The 21,863-nt window shown below is 42.0% G+C and carries 15 protein-coding genes; 7 read left to right on the plus strand and 8 right to left on the minus strand.

Annotated features, from left to right (window positions below):
• Nucleotides 1-3 precede the first annotated feature (3 nt).
• From IPL35_16465 to IPL35_16475, 3 genes are read left to right on the plus strand one after another with little or no spacing between them, the layout of a single operon-like run.
• Nucleotides 4-2,925: a hypothetical protein gene (locus IPL35_16465; protein ID MBK8444895.1), complete on the plus strand. Its 2,922-nt coding sequence runs from the start codon at nucleotides 4-6 to the stop codon at nucleotides 2,923-2,925.
• Nucleotides 2,865-3,644, plus strand: a complete 780-nt coding sequence (locus IPL35_16470; protein ID MBK8444896.1) for a hypothetical protein — start codon at nucleotides 2,865-2,867, stop codon at nucleotides 3,642-3,644. The genes IPL35_16465 and IPL35_16470 overlap by 61 nt, the downstream gene beginning before the upstream one ends.
• Nucleotides 3,590-6,655 (plus strand): DUF11 domain-containing protein, encoded by a 3,066-nt coding sequence (locus IPL35_16475; protein ID MBK8444897.1) that lies wholly within the window; start codon nucleotides 3,590-3,592, stop codon nucleotides 6,653-6,655. The genes IPL35_16470 and IPL35_16475 overlap by 55 nt, the downstream gene beginning before the upstream one ends.
• 1,145 nt (nucleotides 6,656-7,800) lie before the next feature.
• Here the strand turns inward: IPL35_16475 and IPL35_16480 are convergent.
• Entirely contained in the window at nucleotides 7,801-9,681 is a 1,881-nt protein-coding gene (locus IPL35_16480; GenBank protein MBK8444898.1) for a T9SS type A sorting domain-containing protein, read from the minus strand.
• Between the two features lie 362 nt (nucleotides 9,682-10,043).
• Here IPL35_16480 and pckA point away from each other — a divergent pair, with 362 nt between their 5' ends.
• Nucleotides 10,044-11,654 (plus strand): phosphoenolpyruvate carboxykinase (ATP), encoded by a 1,611-nt coding sequence (pckA, locus tag IPL35_16485; protein MBK8444899.1) that lies wholly within the window; start codon nucleotides 10,044-10,046, stop codon nucleotides 11,652-11,654.
• 208 nt (nucleotides 11,655-11,862) lie between these two features.
• On the opposite strand, the gene IPL35_16490 is transcribed toward pckA, so the two are convergent.
• From IPL35_16490 to IPL35_16510, 5 genes are all read right to left on the minus strand, one after another.
• Nucleotides 11,863-12,573, minus strand: coding sequence for an SIMPL domain-containing protein (locus IPL35_16490; protein ID MBK8444900.1), 711 nt, complete (start codon nucleotides 12,571-12,573; stop codon nucleotides 11,863-11,865).
• A gap of 34 nt (nucleotides 12,574-12,607) precedes the next feature.
• Nucleotides 12,608-12,907 (minus strand): DUF1905 domain-containing protein, encoded by a 300-nt coding sequence (locus IPL35_16495; GenBank protein ID MBK8444901.1) that lies wholly within the window; start codon nucleotides 12,905-12,907, stop codon nucleotides 12,608-12,610.
• A 186-nt stretch (nucleotides 12,908-13,093) separates the two neighbouring features.
• Entirely contained in the window at nucleotides 13,094-13,474 is a 381-nt protein-coding gene (locus tag IPL35_16500) for a hypothetical protein (GenBank protein MBK8444902.1), read from the minus strand.
• 44 nt (nucleotides 13,475-13,518) lie between these two features.
• The gene (locus IPL35_16505) at nucleotides 13,519-13,659 is read right to left on the minus strand and encodes a hypothetical protein (protein ID MBK8444903.1); all 141 of its coding nucleotides are present in this window, start codon (nucleotides 13,657-13,659) and stop codon (nucleotides 13,519-13,521) included.
• A 72-nt stretch (nucleotides 13,660-13,731) separates the two neighbouring features.
• A complete protein-coding gene (locus IPL35_16510; protein ID MBK8444904.1) occupies nucleotides 13,732-14,817 on the minus strand; it encodes a lytic transglycosylase domain-containing protein in 1,086 nt (361 codons plus the stop codon).
• 145 nt (nucleotides 14,818-14,962) lie between these two features.
• Here IPL35_16510 and IPL35_16515 point away from each other — a divergent pair, with 145 nt between their 5' ends.
• The 3 genes from IPL35_16515 (at nucleotide 14,963) to IPL35_16525 (ending at nucleotide 17,120) form a co-directional block, all read left to right on the plus strand.
• Nucleotides 14,963-15,532 carry a hypothetical protein gene (locus IPL35_16515; protein MBK8444905.1) on the plus strand — a complete coding sequence of 190 codons (570 nt, stop codon included), beginning with the start codon at nucleotides 14,963-14,965 and terminating at the stop codon, nucleotides 15,530-15,532.
• Between the two features lie 17 nt (nucleotides 15,533-15,549).
• On the plus strand, nucleotides 15,550-16,386 hold the full coding sequence (locus tag IPL35_16520) for a PKD domain-containing protein (protein ID MBK8444906.1): 837 nt from the start codon (nucleotides 15,550-15,552) through the stop codon (nucleotides 16,384-16,386).
• Nucleotides 16,387-16,571: 185 nt separating this feature from the next.
• Entirely contained in the window at nucleotides 16,572-17,120 is a 549-nt protein-coding gene (locus IPL35_16525; protein ID MBK8444907.1) for a hypothetical protein, read from the plus strand.
• Between the two features lie 146 nt (nucleotides 17,121-17,266).
• Here IPL35_16525 and IPL35_16530 read toward each other — a convergent pair whose 3' ends face one another.
• Nucleotides 17,267-20,167, minus strand: a complete 2,901-nt coding sequence (locus tag IPL35_16530; GenBank protein MBK8444908.1) for a S8 family serine peptidase — start codon at nucleotides 20,165-20,167, stop codon at nucleotides 17,267-17,269.
• A 608-nt stretch (nucleotides 20,168-20,775) separates the two neighbouring features.
• Nucleotides 20,776-21,807 carry a DUF11 domain-containing protein gene (locus IPL35_16535; protein ID MBK8444909.1) on the minus strand — a complete coding sequence of 344 codons (1,032 nt, stop codon included), beginning with the start codon at nucleotides 21,805-21,807 and terminating at the stop codon, nucleotides 20,776-20,778.
• Nucleotides 21,808-21,863 lie beyond the last annotated feature (56 nt).

Genomic DNA, 21,863 nt, shown 5'->3' on the forward strand with positions numbered 1-21,863 from the left:
ATAATGTCATTACCTGGTATTCCTTCTTGCGCTAATGGAATTATGCGCCCTTGGGGACTAGGGTTCGATAAAGGTGTTGGATATTTAGGAATGGTATGCGATGCATCCATTTCACGTGTTTCCACTGATCTTATTGGGTATGTTTTTAGTTTTGATCCTGCTAATCCGCAGGCGGGATTGACACTTGAATTGACCATCAATTTAGGCACCTATCACTCATATAAGCCTTGGTCATATCTTTGGTCGCAAGTACACAAGGATGATTTTTCGCCACAGCCTGTAGTCTCTGATATAGCGATAACTGAAGAAGGAGACATGATTATTAATATTATGGATCGTTGGGGGCATCAAATGGGTTTGGGACAACCTAAAGCATTGAGTGGTGATAATAGTACAATTACTGCCACCGCATTAGGAGATATGCTTTATGCTTGCTATGATGGATCTTCTTGGGCTTTGGAAGGAACGGTTCCTAGCTGCCCACAACTTAATACAGATACTGGAACTAATACAAGTTATGGTCTCACTACCATGGAATATTTTGAGGATCTTTCTGGTGATGGATCCGCTGAAGCTAATCAAGGGGCTTCACTATTGCTATTAGGCACACAAGATTTAATAAGCATTGTTATGGATCCTATAGCACCAGGTGAACCTACAGGAACAAATTATTGGAGTACCGGTGGGTACTACTGGTATGACCACACAACTGGTGATAAGTTTCAATGGACAAGGGTATATCCAAGAGAATGGCAAGGTAGTTTTGGTAAAGCAAATGGCTTGGGTGATATTGACTTTGTGAATATGGGTCCTCAACCATTAGAAATAGGTAATCGTGTATGGATTGATACGGATGAAGATGGTGTGCAAGACCCTGAAGAGTTGCCGATACCTGATGTTAGCATAGAGTTGTTAGATAATTTAGGCAATGTTGTAGGAACCACAATAACTGATGCTAATGGTACTTGGTATTTCAATACCTCCAATGTGACCGGTGGCATACTACCTTATTCAACCTATACAGTCCGCATTGCTTCTTCTGATTGGTCTAGTGGTAGTGGAACAGGAACCTTACAAGGATATCTACTTACAACAGCTGATACTGACATCACCATCGATGGCGATTTTAGAGATAGCGATGCCACTTTAGTGAGTAATATCCCCACTATAAGTGTAACCACTGATGATTATGGACAAAACAATCATACATTGGATATGGGATTCAGAGAGGCGGTAACTTGTGTCCCCATTCCCGATATTGTTTTAGCCTGCGATAGCATAGGTGCACCAAGCAGCTATGATTTACCCGATGCAACAGATGGTTCTATGTGGTCATTATTATATACGCCTTCGGGAACAAGTGCTTCTATTGACCCAACAACAGGTCTTATTACAAACCTATCTACTGCTGGCGACTATGTGGCTATATTGGGCGGCGGAGCTTGTATTGATACCGTCCATGTGGTGCAACCAGTCTGTAACCTACCCTGTCTTTGCTATCAGGCAACACAAGAGGGTTATGCCGATTTTAGCGCATTAGGTACAACCATCATTAGTGGAGCGGCTACTGGAAGCTTTGTAGCACCCATACCTGGACACGGTAGTATGACCGTTGATTATAGTATTACAAGTGGAGGCAGAGTGAGGCAAGAACCAACTACTTTTACTTCCTTAGATGCCCTTGCTTACACTTCCTTATATACCAGTGATGTCCCTTGGCCAGTTCAGCCTATTTATTTGGAAACAAGTGCAGGTAATACACAAACGATTAATTTTACTTTCGATACTCCTATTGCTGATTTTGATTTTATTGTATATGATGTGGACCAGAACGATCAAGTGGTGATTACGGCTACGGATGCTGATGGTAATGTTATTACAGATCTGTCGAATTGGATAGTGATGGGTACGGGTGATGCCACTACAGCTGTAGCTTCAGGGCAAACTACAGGCACCGTAGGTGCAACACCTACCTATGATGCAGCAACAGGCACTATTAGTTCTCCTGAAAATATTAATCACAATCGTCCTTTTATAGCCATTCGTCCCGATGAATTGATTAAAAGTATCAGTATTAGCTTCACTTCAAGTACTACAGGCAATCACGTATATTTTGATATTTATGGTACACTTTCCTCGGCTTCAGCACCTTGTTGCCCCGTTTGTACTCTCACTGTAGATAGTGCCGTACCGACTGCTTGCAGCAATAATTTGTATGATGTAGATGTTACCGTATCATATATTAATCCGGCAGTTGGAGATATTATTATCAACGTGGGTGGTACGGATTACACTTTCACACCTGATGGCAACAGCCCCGATACTCTTACAGTAACAGGCATCACAGCAGATGCTGCGCAGGATGTAGATGTATCTGCTACTTTTGTAAATGATACTGTTTGCACAGATACCTTAGTAGCTGCTTATGATGCGCCTTGTGCTTGTAATGTGGATTGCGATGATGGTAACTGTATGAATGGCTTAGAGACTTACGATGCAGCTTCTTGTGCTTGTGTACCCGGTACGCCTGTTACTCCGCTTACCTGCGATGATGGTAACTGTATGAATGGTGTAGAAACTTGGTCAGATGCTACTTGTGCTTGTATCCCCGGCACGCCTGTTACACCGCTTACCTGCGATGATGGTAACTGTATGAATGGTGTTGAAACGTGGTCAGATGCTACTTGTGCCTGCGTACCCGGCACGCCTGTTACACCGCTTACCTGCGATGATGGTAACTGTATGAATGGTGTTGAAACGTGGTCAGATGCTACTTGTGCTTGTATCCCCGGCACACCAGTTACACCGCTTACCTGCGATGATGGTAACTGTATGAATGGCGTTGAAACGTGGTCAGATGCTTCTTGTGCCTGTGTACCCGCACACCAGTTACACCGCTTACCTGTGATGATGGTAACTGTATGAATGGCGTAGAAACTTGGTCAGATGCTACCTGTGCTTGTGTACCCGGCACGCCTGTTACTCCGCTTACCTGCGATGATGGTAACTGTATGAATGGCGTTGAAACGTGGTCAGATGCTACTTGTGCTTGTGTACCCGGCACACCAGTTACTCCGCTTACCTGCGATGATGGTAACTGTATGAATGGCGTAGAAACGTGGTCAGATGCTACTTGTGCTTGTGTACCCGGCACGCCTGTTACTCCACTTACCTGCGATGATGGTGTATGTGAAAATGGGGTAGAAACTTGGGATTCTGCTACTTGTCAATGTGTTGCGGGAACTCCCGGAGAGATACCGACCTGTGATGACGGCAATTGTATGAATGGCTTAGAGACTTATGATGCAGCTTCTTGTGCCTGTGTACCCGGCACACCAGTTACTCCGCTTACCTGCGATGATGGTAACTGTATGAATGGCGTTGAAACGTGGTCAGATGCTACCTGTGCTTGTGTACCCGGCACGCCTGTTACTCCGCTTACCTGCGATGACGGTAACTGTATGAATGGCGTAGAAACGTGGTCAGATGCTACTTGTGCCTGTGTACCCGGCACACCAGTTACTCCGCTTACCTGCGATGATGGTAACTGTATGAATGGCGTAGAAACGTGGTCAGATGCTTCTTGTGCTTGTGTACCCGGTACCCTGTTACGCCACTTACCTGCGATGACGGTAACTGCATGAATGGCGTAGAAACTTGGTCAGATGCTACTTGTGCCTGTGTCCCCGGCGCGCCTGTTACTCCACTTACCTGCGATGATGGTGTATGTGAAAATGGGGTAGAGACTTGGGATTCTGCTACTTGTCAATGTGTTGCGGGAACTCCCGGAGAGATACCGACTTGTGATGACGGTAATTGTATGAATGGAGTAGAGACTTACGATGCAGCTTCTTGTGCCTGTGTACCCGGTACACCAGTTACACCGCTTACTTGCGATGACGGTAACTGTATGAATGGCTTAGAAACGTGGTCAGATGCTACTTGTTCTTGTGTACCCGGCACGCCTCCTTCTACCGCTTGTGATGACAATAATCCTTGCACAGATGATAATTATAATACAACGACTTGTCAGTGCGAATATACCCCTAACACATTGTGTGATACTTATTCAGTAGGCAACCAAGTATGGAGCGACACCAACAACAACGGTTTGATAGATTCAGGCGAAGCAGGTATAGACGGAGTAACGGTTTACTTGTTGAATGCAACGGGTACTCCGATAGACACGACTGTAACCTCCGGCGGCGGTTTGTATTTGTTTGATGGTTTGGCTGCGGGCGACTATATCGTATCGGTTGAAATACCCACAGGTACACAGAGCAGTGCAGTAGATGAAACAACCCCTGACACAGATGGCAACGACAACGGAGTTACGGTAGTAGGAACTACTATTCAAAGCGGTCTAATCACTTTGGGTGATGGCGAGCCTACAGGAGAAAGTCCTGATAACGACCCTGCCACAACAGATACGAATGAAAACTTAACAGTTGACTTCGGATTTTATCCAATACCTGCGGATACTTATTCAGTGGGTAACCAAGTATGGAGCGACACGAACAACAACGGTTTGATAGATTCAGGCGAAGCAGGTATAGACGGAGTAACGGTTTACTTGTTGGATGCAACGGGAACTCCGATAGACACGACAGTAACCTCCGGCGGCGGTCTGTATTTGTTTGATGGTTTGGCTGCGGGCGACTATATCGTATCGGTTGAAATACCCACAGGTACACAGAGCAGTGCAGTAGATGAAACAACTCCTGACACAGACGGCAACGACAACGGCATCACGGTAGTAGGAACTACCATTCAAAGCGGTCTAATCACTTTGGGTGATGGCGAGCCTACAGGAGAAAGCCCTGATAACGACCCTGCCACAACAGATACGAATGAAAACTTAACAGTTGACTTCGGATTTTATCCAATACCTGCGGATACTTATTCAGTGGGTAACCAAGTATGGAGCGACACGAACAACAACGGTTTGATAGATTCAGGCGAAGCAGGTATAGACGGAGTAACGGTTTACTTGTTGGATGCAACGGGAACTCCGATAGACACGACAGTAACCTCCGGCGGCGGTCTGTATTTGTTTGATGGTTTGGCTGCGGGCGACTATATCGTATCGGTTGAAATACCCACAGGTACACAGAGCAGTGCAGTAGATGAAACAACTCCTGACACAGACGGCAACGACAACGGAGTTACGGTAGTAGGAACTACGATACAAAGCGGTGTAATCACTTTGGGTGATGGCGAGCCTACAGGAGAAAGTCCTGATAACGACCCTGCCACAACAGATACCAATGAAAACCTGACAGTTGACTTCGGATTTTATCCAATACCTGCGGATACTTATTCAGTGGGTAACCAAATATGGAGCGACACCAACAACAACGGTTTGATAGATTCAGGCGAAGCAGGTATAGACGGTGTAACGGTTTACTTGTTGGATGCAACGGGTACTCCGATAGACACGACAGTAACCTCCGGCGGCGGTCTGTACTTATTTGATGGTTTGGCTGCGGGCGACTATATCGTATCGGTTGAAATACCCACAGGTACGCAGAGCAGTACAGTAGATGAAACAACTCCTGACACAGATGGCAACGACAACGGCATCACGGTAGTAGGAACTACTATTCAAAGCGGTGTAATCACTTTGGGTGATGGCGAGCCTACAGGAGAAAGTCCTGATAACGACCCTGCCACAACAGATACCAATGAAAACCTGACAGTTGACTTCGGATTTTACTGTTTGCCTTGTTCCTTGAACAGCTTCGGATTGTCAGCAGTAAAAGATGACAAAGGTACTGCCGATACAGCAGATGACGAATGGCAAATCTATTCAAATCCGACAGGAACAAACTTGTCCTCAACTTACGATGTGAGCGGCGATTTGACAGCTAATGATTTGCCTTATGGCAGTACTCAATTAGTAGGATCAGTACCTGCAAATAATAATCTTGTGACACTTACTATCACGAATACAGGTATTTGTAATGTATGTGAAATATCAGATTATGTTTTTGAGATTACGCCGGGTATTGCAGATTCTGTAGATTTGGCATTGGATAAATCGATAGACAAAACAATCGCTCAGATAGGCGAGCAGGTGACATTCACGATAACGATAACGAATGAAGGCGGCACAGATGCGAGTGGAGTTTCGGTGAGTGATGTATTGCCAACGGGTATATCGTATGTGAGCAGTTCAGCCAGTCAGGGCAGCTATGATTCGGCTACAGGTGTATGGACGGTGGGCGATTTCTTGGCGAATGATGCACCGAAAACGCTGACAATAGTAGGAACGATATTAAGCGAGGGTGTACATTACAACACGGCAGAGATCAGTGCGGTGAATGGAACGGACATAGACAGCACACCGAACAATGGCGTAGCCGGAGAAGATGATATAGATGATGTATGTGTAAGCGTACCGATGCAAATCTGTGATGACGGTTCTCAATCTATTACATTAGAGGCGGAAATGGGCTTAACGAATGTAGTGTGGTTCAAAGACGGTGTGCAAGTAGGAACGGGCAGTTCTTATATTGCTAATCAGGCGGGGAGCTACACCTACACAGCGGATAACGGAGGCTGTGCAGATGGCACTTGTTGTCCTGTTATTATTGAGACAATCTCTTGTTGCCCTACTAATTTGTGCCCAACCATACAATTTATGCGTAATTAGATGGTACGTTTAAACCATTTTAATACATAGTTTTATAAGAATTTAAAAAAGCCGTTTCCCTTTTATAGGAAACGGCTTTTTTAATGAAAAAACCTAACTATACAACAGTCTTTTAAGGATAAAAAATGCCATAAATTAGAGGAGTCGTCACACGCCTTTTACTTATGGCACACAATATAAGATTGTCAGATAAACATAGTGTGATTTGGAAACAGAATTGCAGGCAAAGCTGCCCAAATCTTTGTTATGGGGTAATGTAAATTGTTGGTTAATAACTTTTTTATTGTATTGAAAAGCCCAAAGTTTAAAATGGAAGTTGAGCATATACTCCTTTTTGAAAAGGACAGTGCCTTTCCCACAAATCTGCTAAAACATTGCCGTATCGTGTTATTCCATCTTTCGACGTGGTTAGTAAGACCTGTTTCTTTCCCACTTTGGTATGAGTAGTTTGGTGCAGATAATTATAGGATTGCCAAAAACCAGAAAAACTATTGCACCGCAGATAACTGTAGGGTATTTTCCGCCACATACGCTTGCAGCTACCCATTTTCCCCAATAAAAAAGAAAATAATCTGCCTCGTTTGCTTATTTTCTGCTATCCAAATTCGTATGTGATTGATTTTTAATAGTATGTAAGAAAATATCTCATCTACTTCCAATACAGTATCTGCCTGAGTTGCTTGTACTGTACTTTTTGTACACACTTGCGTTTGGGCACTAAGACCCCAAACTCCTCCACAATCTTTGTTTGCACTTATAGCGTTTTATAGCGTTGTTTACCACTTACATTTTTGCCGTTTTTTACTATATTTGTGCCGCTACATTTATAACACTGGCAGGTTTGACTTATTATACGATTTTTCTTTTTTGCAAGAATACAGTATTATCAACAAATTATTAACACTGCCAAAGGAGAGATTAAGGGAGGTTACAATCAACCACCTCGCAAGCGGTGTGTATATGTTGCAAGTACACACCCAATCGGGCAAGGTTTTTACCCAAAAATTCATCAAATAATAAAAAGAATAATGACAAAAAATCAGGATAATTCCCCAATCCTAAAAATTAAGGTTCAGACGATAAAAACGGCAGTAAAAGAACAACTTTGCCACTTTGCCTAAAATAATAAAGCACCGATGATATTCTTACCATTTTACTATTTTTTTCACCGTGCTGCCTTGTTTGTTTTGTACATACAAAAAATACATTCCCTTCACAAAAGGGTGTAAAGATACTTGAAAATCAGAATGTGGGCTGTCGCTTTGAGCCAATACTCTGCCGTAGCTGTCCAATAAGGTATAGTTGAATTTTTGTGCTGCTGCTATCCAAATCAGGGCTTGGATGGCATCGTATTGCAAAGAAAAATCCGCAGCCTCTGCCGATACCAAGGCTGTGGGTGCTTCGCAGGATTCCAAAACACTTTCAATGGCAGTGGTGCAGCCGTAGTTGTCCGTAACAACAGAATTGTAGCTTTGCTGCATCGCCAATATATCGCCTTCATTGTTGCCTGTGATAGTATATGTAGTGCCACTGCCGCCCTGTACGTTTAAATGATATTGAGCCAAACCGCTGAGTTGTCCGTTGGGATTATACAAACATTCCCAATAGACGGTGGCGGTGAGCGGCTCTAAATGTTCAAAAACTGGGGCATTAGTGCTTACTATTTCAAAGCATAAATTTTGTGAAGTTGCAATATTTTTCAGGGCATTGTAAGTGGTAGTACCTATTTCAATATTATTGATAAATGTATTTTTCTGGTTATTTCGGATATTGACCACCCATATTTCATACTTACCTGCGGGCAAACCTTCAAAACTAAAAATACCTTCGGTTTCATTCAAAGCCACTATTTTTTTATTACCCGTTTGTTCGGCAAGCAAATACAAATTGCTGTATCCGTTGTTTTGATAATTAAACGTTTGCACTGCCTCATTATTGCCGCCAAAACAGATTTTGCGCTCCGCCGGCGCGGATAATATACCATAATCTGCCTGACAATTTTCGGTAGGGGTAATGGCTTCGTTGTCGCAAAGCGTAGTAACGGCGGCGTTGAGCAAACATTGTCGTTTAGAGTGCGTGTTGAGTACCTGCTGCATACGGGACACTTGTCCTTTGGTAAACATATACAAACATTCGTCGTAGGTATAGTCCAAAAAATTCATCGTCATATTATAACTGCCGCAGGAACTGGGCAATTCATCGGGGCAGGAAAGTGTTGCGCCTCCCTGATTGGGGGTGTCGCTAATGTCATCTGTGCCGCTGCAGGCTCCGTTATCATCGCCCCAAATGTGTTTTAATCCAAAAAAATGAGCCACTTCGTGCGTGAGCGTGCGCCCTTTGGTGTAGTTGCCTCCTTGCGCCGTGCCGCTTTCGTTGCCAAAAACACTATGTACAATCACCACCCCATCAGTGTTGTCGTCGCCCACCCCCGGAAATTGTGCATAGCCCAACGTCTGTCCGTTATCCAAAGAGGGAACTACCCAAATATTCAGGTAGTGGCACGGATTCCAAATATCAGCACCACCTTCCGAAACATTTTTACAGTCGTTCAGGGTATGAGAAAAATCGCTTTTGGTGGTATAAACACGATGAATACCATTAAATTCATTGCCTTGTATATCTTGTTTTGCCAAACAAAATTGTATGCCTGTGCCTTCATTGGCAAAGGCAGGTTTGAAAATGTCGGGCACCTGATTAATTTCAAAATTAGTGGCGGTATAGTCTGCGTTGAGGCTCTGAATTTGAGAAATGATTTGCGCTTCTGTAATGTTGTTTCCCTTGGTACTGCCATCGGCTTGATTATGCAATACATGTACCACTATCGGTATAACAATATCGGTGGTGGCGGTCAGCATCTCATCATTTTCCGAAAGTGATTTTTGTTTGTACATATTCTGATACTCCTTACGCTGGCTGCTCCACTCCTGAACGCTTTCGTAAGTGGCACAACGCTGTATTTTGTTTTGCGCCCATATTGTACACAAAGGTATCCCCAAAAAAGCAGCTAAAGTAAAAATTTTCAACATAATATATATTATTTACATAATAAGGAATAAGCACCTGTTCTTCCAATTATCCATCATCAATTACTTATATAATTAAATATCAATGCTTTATAGGCAAGCGAACAGCAAACTTATCATCAAGTGAGCCATAGCGCACCCACTATATTACAACAAAAATCAATCCATTTTTTGATAAAAAAACAAATGCATCATTATTTACAAAAATATATCTTGTTTACGCTTCAACACATATTGTACATTTTAATATAAAAAACAATTCCACAGCATTTTAAATGAGCGAAAATAGTATAGTTTTTTTTGAACAGATAGCAGAAAAATTCGTAACTTTGTGGCTTCAATTAATTAACCTAATCATCAAAAATATGCGTATCACAGGACATAAAAATCACAGTGCCGACCTGAGCGCACTGGGCATTCGCAATGCCACGGAATATTGGAATTTAACGCCTGCCGAACTCACGGAATTTACCCTTTGCAAAGGTCAGGGAAATTTGAACAATACAGGTGCTTTGGCAATTGATACCGGCGAATTTACAGGTCGCTCTCCTAACGACCGCTTTATTGTAAAAGATGCTATCACCGAGCATCATGTGGATTGGGGAGGAAAATTCAATATTCCTTTCAGTTCCGAAAACTTTGACAAGCTCTACGATAAAGTATGCGCTTATTTGGGCGAAAAAGAAGTGTTTGTACGCGATGCTTTCGCCTGCGCTCACCCCAAATACAAAATGGGCGTGCGCGTTGTTACGGAATATCCGTGGCAAAATATCTTTGCCTACAACATGTTCATTCGCCCTACGCAAGATGATATACAGCGTTTTCAGCCGGAGTGGCATGTAATTTCGGCTCCCGGCTTCCGCGCCAACCCCGCCGAAGACGGTACGCGCCAACACAATTTTGCCGTTATTAATTTTACGCGCAAAACCATCATCATCGGCGGCACAGGCTATACCGGTGAAATCAAAAAAGGTATCTTCAGTGTGTTGAATTTTGTGCTGCCCGTATTTAAAGGCGTATTGCCGATGCACTGCTCCGCCAATGTGGGCAAAGCCGAAGACACCGCTATTTTCTTCGGATTGTCGGGTACAGGAAAAACCACCCTTTCCGCCGACGAAAAACGCCGCCTCATCGGTGACGACGAACACGGCTGGGCTGATGATAATGTATTCAACTTTGAAGGTGGTTGCTATGCCAAATGTATCAACTTAGACCCCAACAAAGAGCCGCAGATTTTTGATGCCATTAAATTTGGTGCTTTGTTGGAAAATATCAACTTCAAATCCGGGACTCGCACGGTGGATTATGATAATGTGGACAAAACGGAAAATACCCGCGTGAGCTATCCTATTTATCATGTGGACAATATCGTATCCTCGCAAGTGGGTGGCAAGCCGCGTAATATTTTCTTCCTCACCTGCGATGCTTTCGGCGTGCTGCCTCCGATTTCGCGCCTCACTCCCCAACAAACCATGTATCACTTTATGTCGGGCTATACCGCCAAAGTAGCAGGTACAGAAGTGGGCATCACCGAGCCGCAAACTACTTTTTCGGCTTGCTTCGGCGCACCGTTTTTGCCTTTGCACCCTTCTAAATACGCCGAAATGTTGGGCGCAAAAATTAAAAACTCCAACGTAAATGTGTGGTTGGTGAATACCGGCTGGACAGCAGGCTCTTATGGTGTGGGCTATCGCATCAAATTGCGCGATACCCGCGCTATCATTCAGGCAGCATTGGAAGGAAAATTAGACAATGTACCCTACATTGATGACCCCATCTTTGGTTTGCAAGTACCTATGCAATGCCCCAATGTAGATTCCAACATGCTCAACCCCGAAAATACTTGGGCAGATAAAGATGCCTATCGCGCAACGGCTTTGGCTTTAGCCGAAAAATTTGTGAGCAATTTCAGAAAATTTGAAGCCGAAACCTCCGATGCTATTTTGTCGGCTGCACCGCGTACCGTGCTGGTATAATTTGTATTTTTTCTGTAATATACATATAAAAAGAGGAGCGAAAATTTCGCTCCTCTTTCTTTTTGAGGTGAATAGTTATAGGCTTCATAATAAAGCGGCAATTTTCAACGCTTTGTAATTTCAGGCAGTGTTAAATTTTGAACAGCAAATGATATAAAACATTGAAAATGATGTATTTAACCAATGATTTATCATTTACAACTAAGCACTACTTAATTTCAAACTTGGCTTTAATTTCGTATCGCAATTTGATGCTTGCTACATTTTCAATAGCATCTTTATCGTCATTTGTGGTACTACGATAAACGTTTGAATACGCATTAGGTTCTCCATACCAATAACTACTGTGGTCTGGCATCTCTTCAATGGAGATAACACTTCCTATTTGTTCTCCAACACTTTCTAATAAATAGGTTGCCTTTTCTTTAGCTGCTTTAATAGCATCTATTTTTACTTCTTTTCTGTATTTCTGAATATCACTATTACTTGTGCTTGCGATACTAATATTCTGTACCCACGGTTTATCCAAATCTTTTACTAAGTTTAAGAAATTAGTTTCTTTATTTAGTTTCAAACTAACATTCTTTCTTGTTTGGTAGCTACTTCTGTAACTCCACCAATGCCACCAATGCCACCACGAATCAGAATTATTTAGTGTCAGACTATTCGTATTAATACCATTATTTTTTAAAATTTCATAAAATTCCTTTTCTATTTCCTTTAACTCCACTGTTCTTTTTCCGTTTTTTTCGTACTCTACCAATGTAATTTTTAACTCAATTTCGTCCGGTTGAATGGTCATTTCGGCACTACCGGTCACTTCAATAAATTTTCTGTTATCAAAATTTTGCTGTGCTTGTAATTGAGTGCTACAAGTCAGGATAAACAGAAGAAAAAATAACAGTTTTGTGTTTTTCATTTTTTCAAATATTTAAATGATTGATTTTAAACGATTAAACCCAGACAACAATTAAAACATCTTGGTTTATTTCAATTTTTTCCTTTTTCCTTATTTCGGCTTTTAGCGGCAGCAGATATGTTTTGTGTTTAGTATCAAACCAAAGAGCCGTTTCCCATTGGCTGCCGCCGATTTTTGCAGTTGCCTTTAGCCGCCCCCAGCCCTCTTGCTGCCATTTCAGGTTTTCTTTTATTTCTGCTGCCATTGCTGCCGGAAGTGAAACGAAATGCCAGCCGCCCGACGCAGAATGTTTCCACACTTTTGCAGAAAACTCATATTTTATTTTATCATTCATTTTTTTTTAGAATACGGCAAAAGCTACCGACACCTTTTAGGTATCAGTAGCGTAAGTGTAATTTCATCGTTTTGGGGCTTTGCGAAGAAGCGGAAATCGAAGCTCAAATGTTCAAAGAACTGCGGTTGAATTTAGCACTAAACGCACCATTTTGCCAAACCGCAGTGTGCGTTCGTTGCTTATTTCTTAACTTTCGTGGTAGTCCTCATAATTTGCTTCTTCGTCATAACTCAAATTTGGATACCTGTCGTCAAAGCGTGAGTATAAGACTATGCGCAGTCTTTCAAATAAAAAACTTAAAAAGTCTTTGTCATCTTTAATATCAATAGATATACTTGTTATGTGTTCTTTTTCATCTGTCGACTTTTTGTTGTCAACACATAATAATGAAATATAGTGATTTTCAGTTCCATAAATTGAAAGTCCAATTACTTTAAACCTATTTAAGTCAAGTTTAAAATATTTTCCAAAACTTTCAAGATTGTCGCCATATTTTGAACCTAAAAAATCAGAAATGTCAGCTGCTGCAGTTCCGACAAAGTCATTGTATGATACATCTGCTTTCATATTATTTTAATTATCTTGTTAAGTTTAAAAGTTTGTGATAAAATTTATTTTTCTTCGTTATACGCTGGAATTTGGTAAGGACTTACATTTTTTTTCATTGCTACATTCTCTAAATCTTTCAGGTCTTCCCTTACAAAGTCCCAAGCTGCTTTCAAGTCTGCTATTGATAGTTTTTCTATTTCCATTTTCTATTAATTTACAAATTTTACGGTGTCTTTTTACAATGACGCACATCTCAAAGCTATGCGCAATTTTTTTTATTCAACAACTGCTTCTTCGCTTTCTATTTCAATCAGGGGCAAATCCAGAAAAGTAGTAAAATGCTCCTCCACAGCCTGCACTACGCTGGGGTGTAGCGGCGAGGCATCTAAATAGTCGTAATCAATATGCGACAACACCTCGTCTATTTGCAGTTCGGGCAATGCATCTATCTCCAAATTCGGGTTTTTCATCGGCATTTTTATATCTAGGGGCAAACTCACACATTCAAGGCGGTTGCTGACCAAAGTGGGGTTGAGTTTCTTTAAATCGTCATAATCAACGCCTGCGTCCATCGCTATTTCGGTGAGCAGGGCGGGTTCTTCTATACTCAGTGTGTAGGCGTGTATCGGCTCGTCATCTATCCATTTTCCCCAAAAACCCCATTGCTGGTAGTGTTCCATCAAAAAAGCGGTGGCGATAAAAGCCGGCACATAGCCCTGTGTTTCGGTGGGCAGTTGCTCGCGTATATCCCAAAAACTGCGGCGGCGGATTTTTTTTCCATTCTGTTCTAATTTTTCAATGGCTTCCTGCATGCGTCCTTCGCCACAATTGTAGGAGGCAATAGCGAGCAGCCAGTTGCCGCCTAAGTTGCGCTCCATATCTTTTAAGTATTTGGCGGCGGCAATGGTTGATTTGTAGGGGTCGCGGCGTTCGTCAATACAATTACTCACTTCCAAACCATAGTTGCGGGCGGTAGTGGGCATAAATTGCCACAAACCCACTGCTCCCGCCGGCGATTTGGCAAGCGGATTGAGCCACGATTCTATCACTGCCATATATTTCAATTCCAAAGGCAATTCGTAGAGCGTAAATACTTCTTCTATCATCGGGAAATACTCTTCCGAGCGTGCCAGTACCTGCTCCACTTTGTATCGTTCTACGTGGTCGTACAAATATTGCAGTTGATACCACACCGTGCGGTGGTAGGAATACTTGAGTTCTGAGGATTTTTTTCTAATTTCTTGCTCCACCGCTTTGGCATTCATCGGGTAATTCTGAGGAGCTGTTCCCTTTGCCGCACTCAACAACAACACTATGCCAACTGCCAGCGTGGTGCGACGAAAAGTTTTTGTTTTTAACATGAAAATTTTATAATAGTTCAGTAGGTGTCTTTCCAAAAGCATGATTATAATTAATGATTACAAGAAAAATTATCGTTTGAATACTATATATTTGCAGCGAAAAACGATTTTTTACTTCAAATATTGTGCAAAAAAAATGTTTTTTATGAAAAATATAAAAAATATCAGCTTAATAACAGCTTTGATTCTCTTGGCAGCCTTGTCGCGCGTGTTGCCTCACCCCCCCAATTTTACGCCTCTGGCAGCCCTGACTCTGCTCGGTGCGGCGCATCTGCATCGTTCTGTTGGTGTGGCGGCACTGCTCATTCCTTTGGCAGGATTTTGGTTGAGCGACCTGCTCCTCAATAATGTCGTATATGCCCAATATTATCCAAATTTTGTGTGGGCAAGCGACAGCTTTTGGTGGTCGGCGGCAGCAATGGCGATAATTTATATGGCAGGCTCACGATTTTTAAATACATTCAGTTGGAAAAAAATTGCACCGATTTCTTTACTGTCGGCAGTTATTTTCTTTTTGGTATCCAACTTCGGTGTGTGGAAAAGCAGTGGTATGTATGCCCCTACCGCCGATGGTTTGCTCACTTGCTACATCGCCGCTATTCCGTTTTTCGGGTATAGCTTGTTAGGCGATATGTTGTACAGTTTCGTGCTGTTTGGTGCTTATGCGTGGGCAAATAAAAAAATCGGCGTGAGCAGTAGCTCTTTGTCTTCTTAATTTTTTCTTGTTTTTATATGAAAAAATACGATCATTTTTTTGGCATCTTTTTTTTGATATTGCTGCTTTTGGGCAACAGTTGCGGAAAAGATGAAGATAATGATACCCCCGATACGCAAGAGCCAACGATTGAACTTTCGCTTACTGTTGATAAATTATTCGGACAGGTACAAGAAGAATTCAAATTTACCCTGTCTTTGCAAAATAGCAGCTCTGTGGAAGTAGAAAATTTGGTTTGGAATTTCGGAGACGGTGATTCTATCTCTACCAACTTCCAAAACTTTGACCGATGGCACACTTACCAAGAGCCCGGTTATTACTGGGCGAGTGTCAAGGCTTTTACAGCGGATAATAAAGTATATAAAGACAGCGTGCAAATACAGGTACTGGCGAATAATTCATATCGCATTACAAGTATTAAGATGTTGCAATTTCCGGCACGCAGCGATTTAGACCCCGACTACGACTGGGATTATGAATATTATCCCGAAGGGTCGGCAGCACGTCGCGCCGATTTAACTTTTTCTCTTGATAAGAGTACCCAGCAAACTGTACCTGTTTATTCTTCTTCTTTGACCCCTGTTATTGCGCAAAGTACTACCATTACAGATGCTATAGTGCCTTGCACTTGGACATTGAGCAACAGTGATTTTCCTATTATCAACTATAACACAATCCCTTCTTTGGTATTTGATTTTTTTGATAATGATATGTCCGAAGGCAGTAGTAATCCACATCACGGCATAAGTAGTGATGTGTTTGTAAATATGAAATTGTACAGTGCCGACAAGCCGACCACAGTATTGGTTACTGATGGAGATTTTAAATTTGAATTACAGGTAATCTGGTATTGATTTTTTAGCAATAAAAAATCATATTATCACAATATAAAACAATGATTTTCATTTATTTAACAGCTCATTTATTGATAAATTAAAATTATTTGTTTTTTACATAAAAATTTTAATGTATATATAAAAGCCAAGTTATGCAAGTATTAAAAAATGTGTTTTTTGTTTGGGTTCTTTGTTGCTTATATATGGCAGCACAAGCACAAAGTGACGTTTTTCGCAAAGGCAAAATTATCGTGTCGGCAGGTACGGCATTGGGTGCTTATGCCTACTCAGGTTTAACATTTGCGCCGCCTATCATCGTCAGTGGCGAATATGGTATCGACAACCGCATTGGCGTGGGGTTGGCGGTGTCGCATCAAACACGCCGCCTGAAAGCCGACAAAGATTTTCGCTACTCTTTCACGGCACTGATGCCGCGGGCGGTATTTCATCTCACACCCGACATTAATCGGGTTTTTGATAGCAATATAAATGCAGATAAATTCGATATTTATGCGGCTTTGGGCTTCGGCTTGGAATTTAACCGTTGGAAATATGATGGCGAAGACAACTCATCTATTATTGGTTTGGAAGATGAATATGATTTGGATACACGTCCTTTTTTGTCACCTGTTTTGGGCTTTCGTTATTTGGCAAAACCACATCTTGGAGTTTTTGCAGAAGGCGGCAGAGGCGGTTGGGGCTATCTGAATGTCGGTGTTTCTTTGCTTTTTGATGCCGACAGAATCAAATAAAATTGCCTATTATTTTTTAATTAACTGAGAAAGCAGACGGTTTTTCGGTTTTTGTATTTAAAAAACACTGTCTTTTTTTATACCTACTTAAAAAAATCCCTCTGAATTGCAATTCAGAGGGATTTTTTGCTTTTTATAAAATAAAATTACTCTATTATCATTTTTCCGCTTACCAAAGTATCATTGTATTGAAGTGTATAAACATACATTCCTGCGCTTAAATCTTTGCGCTCAAAAGCTAATTGTTGCAAACCGTTCATTTGTGGCAATACGCCGCTTTTGGCTACCAAACGCCCCATTGTATCATATACCTGCAAAGAAACTATACCATCTTGTGGCAGGCGATAAGTAAAGATGGTTTGCCAATTGAAGGGATTAGGCGCACAAACGACCTGCAAAGGTTGTGTGCTGTTAATGTTTTCAGCGATGGAAATATTCTTTTCTTCTTGTTGTTCATTACCACCCTTAGTTATTCCGCCGCAATAATAAATAGAAGCCTGAAAATCGACACCCGCCTGCGCGTGGAACGGCGGCACTAAATAAACAGCTTCCCCAGCAGTATAAATTACTTCCGCACCCGATGAAATCGTATTAGATGCTTGTATGTATAAAAAAGATTGTATCCAAGTAGGCTCATCTAAATAGGTGTAATTCGGTTCGGTCAAAATAATTGTTTCCTGACAAGTGGACTGAACATCAATACTATAATCTTCTACCTGCCCGTATTGAAAAGTTTCGCAGGCAGTGGAGGCGGCATTCCATTTCATAGCTACACGCATACGGTGCGTGCCATTGCTCGCCGCTTGCGGAACGCTAAGGCTGCCTGTTACTGTGGTTGTAGAAGTAGCACCCGCATCAAATGCCAGTTCACCGGTATCATCAAAATCGCCGTCATTATTCCAATCTACCCATATCCGCCAATATTCTCCATAACTAGTACCGCTAAATGCAGGTACAAGGCTGATAGTCGGCGAAGTATTTTGCCAAACAGTAAATGTATTTGATGTAAAATCTTCGTAGCCCGCCGGATTGGAAGAAGTATAAGTAGTTCCATTCACTGTAACCGAAGCTATCCATTCTTCATTAAAGGTAGTACCAGCAGAAGCGCAATAGCTTACACTTTGTGTAATAAAGTTATAAGCGGCGGAAGTGCTGTTGCCGCAACCGTTATAGGTTATCACCTGCCAATAATAGGTACTTGAAGGTAATAAACCGCTCGCTGTATAGGAAGTAGCAACAATACCGCTTTGATTGACAATCATATTACTGAATGTGGCATCTGTGGCTATTTGTATTGTGTAAGAAGTTGCGCCGCTTACTGCGCTCCAAGTTAAAACAGGCGATGTGGATTGATTAGAAGCTCCGTTGGCAGGACTGCTAAGGGTAGCAGCGGTCGGTGCGCCATTCACAACAACCAGTTGATAAGATGCTGTTTGGGTGATGCTACCACTAACACCGCTAATGGTAAGCGTGTAAGTTCCGACAGCGGCGGCGTTTGTTACATTGAATGTAAGTGTAGAAGCACCGACCGGCGTAACCGGATTGGCATTGAAAGAAGCCGTAACTCCGCTTGGTAAACCACTGACACTCAAAGTAACCGGATTGCTAAAACCTGCAACAGCACCCACATTCACCGATACATTGCCTGTTGATCCTTTACACACAGAACTGCTGCTTGCAGTGGGTGTAAGCGTAAAAGAGGAATTGCATACACCACCCGGCACCAATTCCATAATAGCACCGTATAAATTCAAACGACCGCCTGTAACCGTAATGCCGTTAAGGGCTGATATGGGGTCAGTACCGTTTAAAATGGCTGCTTTGAGTGCCAATGCTCCGTTGCCCGGGTTTGTTTTGTAAGAAACGATAAAATCATTGCAGGCGGCGGCCACTATCAAGCCCACTGCTCCGGCAACGTGCGGCGTAGCCATAGAAGTTCCGGTTAAGTTGCCATAACTACTGCTAGGGAGGGTGGATAAAATACTAGTACCCGGTGCACCCAAATCAATGGTGGTAAGCCCGTAAGCCGCACCGCCGTTTTTGGCATCGGTGCTGGTAGTATTGGTAACAGAAATCAAATAGTCGCTGGCGCAAGCTGTAGGAATATCGCCCTGTGCATCTATGTCAATGTTGAGATTGGCAGTAGCTCCGCAACTCACAATACCCGCCACACCCAAAGAATCGTACATAGCACACCAAAGCGGATAGTTAGAGGGCTGACCATAATCTACTCCAAAGGAAGCATTGGTAGAAACGACAAAAGATCCTTGTGCGCCATTGGTTTGGTTATAGAGTTTTCTTTCATCAAGAATATAGCCGTAAGCGGCTACTGCGGTAGCTTCGCTGCTTGTAGAACCCATCACAGGCATTATTTTTACGTTCCAGTTTACACCAGTAACACCAATACTGTTGTTTCCTCTTGCGCCTACTGTACCTGCCACATGCGTGCCGTGGCTATCGCTGCTAATAGTGCCATTGTTGTTATAAGCATTCCAGCCATCGCGGTCGTCAATGTAGCCGTTGCCATCGTCATCAATACCGTTGCCGGCTATTTCATCGGTATTTTTCCAGTAATTAGCTGTCAAATCAGGGTGAGTTAAATCAAAACCGCCATCTACCACTGCCACTACAATTTCATCGCCATCGGTAGTAGTGCCGCCGGTGGTGATATTCCACGCTTCGGGTGCATCTATATCTATGTCACCTGCACTGTTCATATCCCACTGGCTGCTGAATTGGGGGTCGTTGGGTGTAACCCGTGAAGTGAGATTGTGGTGGTTGAATTGGGCTATATGTACTGCCGGATGCAGGCGCAGAGCTTCGAGCAAGGCGCGTTCATCGGCTGATTCGGCGCGGAAATACAATTGCCAGATGTTCATACTTCGTGCCAAGCGTCTGCCTGCTTTTAAATCCACTTCTTTGCCGTTGAAAAAGCGAAAATCTTCGCATACGTCTTTTACATCAACGCTTTTTTCCAAAATGACCAAAAACTCGCCCGAAAAATGGTCAGAAGTAGTCACTTGTGCCCGAATTGAGGTACTTATCATACAAATCCATAGCAAACAAAAAAATGTCGCATAAAAATATTTTAACATGTCTTTGAATAAATTTAGAGGTTTAACAATATAATTATATACAAATATATGTTTTTATAATTATTTTATCAACATTTTTCTAAGTACATGACAAAAACTTTTTTACCCGATAGGCTTATATTTGCAGTTTCTCAATCTTATTCCCTTTTGATTGATAAAATCGCACAATTTATTAGTTATAAAATATTGATTTTTAATTATTTGTAATAAAAAATAATACGAAAATATCGTCATAAAAGGAATAATTAAAAAACATTACCAGAGGTTCTTCTTAAGACTAAATTTAATCGCAGCTATTTGTAACTATCTATTATGAAAAAGGTCTATTAGTAAAAAGTTATACCAAATAAATATCTAAATGACACAATATGTAAAGTTTTCTATTTTGTAATGATATGGTTGATATTATTGCTAATATAAGCCACTTTGAATGGAATTGAATCTGTAAAACAACTATGCCAAATAGATATTTGAATGGTATTGTGAAATACCACCATAAAAAAGGAAAGAGGTTAATAACCTCTTTCCTTTATACTTATTAAATATTTATTATGTTAAAATTATCTGTGTAGAATATCAATCGTAGGACAAGCATTTGTCGGACAACAAGGAATAGCTTCTAAAATCACTGCACAACAAGTGCCTGTTGTACAGCCTCCGTTATCAGCCGTGTAAGTATAACTGCCCGCCTGATTAGTCGTATAAGAACTACCCGTTCCTACTTGTACTCCGTCTTTGTACCACATTACATTTACTAAGCCTGTTTCTGCAAATAAGGTGACACTCTGACTACCGTCATCACAGATTTGCATCGGTACACTCACGCATACTTTATCTATGTCATCTTCTCCGACTACGCCATTGTTCGGTGTGCTGTCTATGTCCGTTCCATTCATCACACTGATCTCTGCCGTGTTGTAGTGTACGCCCTCGCTTAATATCGTTCCTACTATTGTCAGCGTTTTCGGTGCATCATTCGCCAAGAAATCGCCCACCGTCCATACGCCTGTAGCCGAATCATAACTGCCCTGACTCGCTGAACTGCTCACATACGATATACCCGTTGGCAATACATCACTCACCGAAACTCCACTTGCATCTGTGCCGCCTTCATTCGTTATCGTTATCGTGAATGTCACCTGTTCGCCTATCTGGGCGATTGTTTTGTCTATCGATTTATCCAATGCCAAATCTATTGAATCCGCTCCGCCCGGATTGATGTCAAACAAGAAATCTGATATTTCGCACACATTACAAGTACCTGTATTCGTGATACTCAGCGTTACAAAACTGTTGCTCGCAGGTACTGTACCCACTAATTGAGCACTGCCATAAGGCAAATCATTAGCTGTCAAATCGCCGCTCACATCGTAAGTTGAGGATAAGTTTGTTCCTGTCGGATTTGAATAGATTTGCCATTCGTCATCTGCTGTATCGGCAGTACCTTTGTCATCTTTTACTGCTGACAATCCGAAGCTGTTCAAGGAACAAGGCAAACAGTAAAATCCGAAGTCAACTGTCAGGTTTTCATTCGTATCTGTTGTGGCAGGGTCGTTATCAGGACTTTCTCCTGTAGGTTCACCATCTCCCAAAGTGATTACGCCGCTTTGAATGGTAGTGCCTACTACCGTAACTCCGTTGTCGTTGC

The sequence above is a fragment of the Sphingobacteriales bacterium genome (assembly GCA_016711285.1).
GTDB lineage: Bacteria > Bacteroidota > Bacteroidia > Chitinophagales > UBA2359 > JADJTG01.

What these genes read in the sequence shown, in the direction of transcription:
- IPL35_16465 (MBK8444895.1), top strand. Translation starts at nt 4, where the DNA reads ATGTCATTACCTGGTATTCCTTCTTGCGCTAATGGAATTATGCGCCCT.
- IPL35_16480 (MBK8444898.1), bottom strand. Translation starts at nt 9,681, where the DNA reads ATGTTGAAAATTTTTACTTTAGCTGCTTTTTTGGGGATACCTTTGTGT.
- pckA (MBK8444899.1), top strand. Translation starts at nt 10,044, where the DNA reads ATGCGTATCACAGGACATAAAAATCACAGTGCCGACCTGAGCGCACTG.
- IPL35_16490 (MBK8444900.1), bottom strand. Translation starts at nt 12,573, where the DNA reads ATGAAAAACACAAAACTGTTATTTTTTCTTCTGTTTATCCTGACTTGT.
- IPL35_16495 (MBK8444901.1), bottom strand. Translation starts at nt 12,907, where the DNA reads ATGAATGATAAAATAAAATATGAGTTTTCTGCAAAAGTGTGGAAACAT.
- IPL35_16500 (MBK8444902.1), bottom strand. Translation starts at nt 13,474, where the DNA reads ATGAAAGCAGATGTATCATACAATGACTTTGTCGGAACTGCAGCAGCT.
- IPL35_16505 (MBK8444903.1), bottom strand. Translation starts at nt 13,659, where the DNA reads ATGGAAATAGAAAAACTATCAATAGCAGACTTGAAAGCAGCTTGGGAC.
- IPL35_16510 (MBK8444904.1), bottom strand. Translation starts at nt 14,817, where the DNA reads ATGTTAAAAACAAAAACTTTTCGTCGCACCACGCTGGCAGTTGGCATA.
- IPL35_16515 (MBK8444905.1), top strand. Translation starts at nt 14,963, where the DNA reads ATGAAAAATATAAAAAATATCAGCTTAATAACAGCTTTGATTCTCTTG.
- IPL35_16520 (MBK8444906.1), top strand. Translation starts at nt 15,550, where the DNA reads ATGAAAAAATACGATCATTTTTTTGGCATCTTTTTTTTGATATTGCTG.
- IPL35_16525 (MBK8444907.1), top strand. Translation starts at nt 16,572, where the DNA reads ATGGCAGCACAAGCACAAAGTGACGTTTTTCGCAAAGGCAAAATTATC.
- IPL35_16530 (MBK8444908.1), bottom strand. Translation starts at nt 20,167, where the DNA reads ATGATAAGTACCTCAATTCGGGCACAAGTGACTACTTCTGACCATTTT.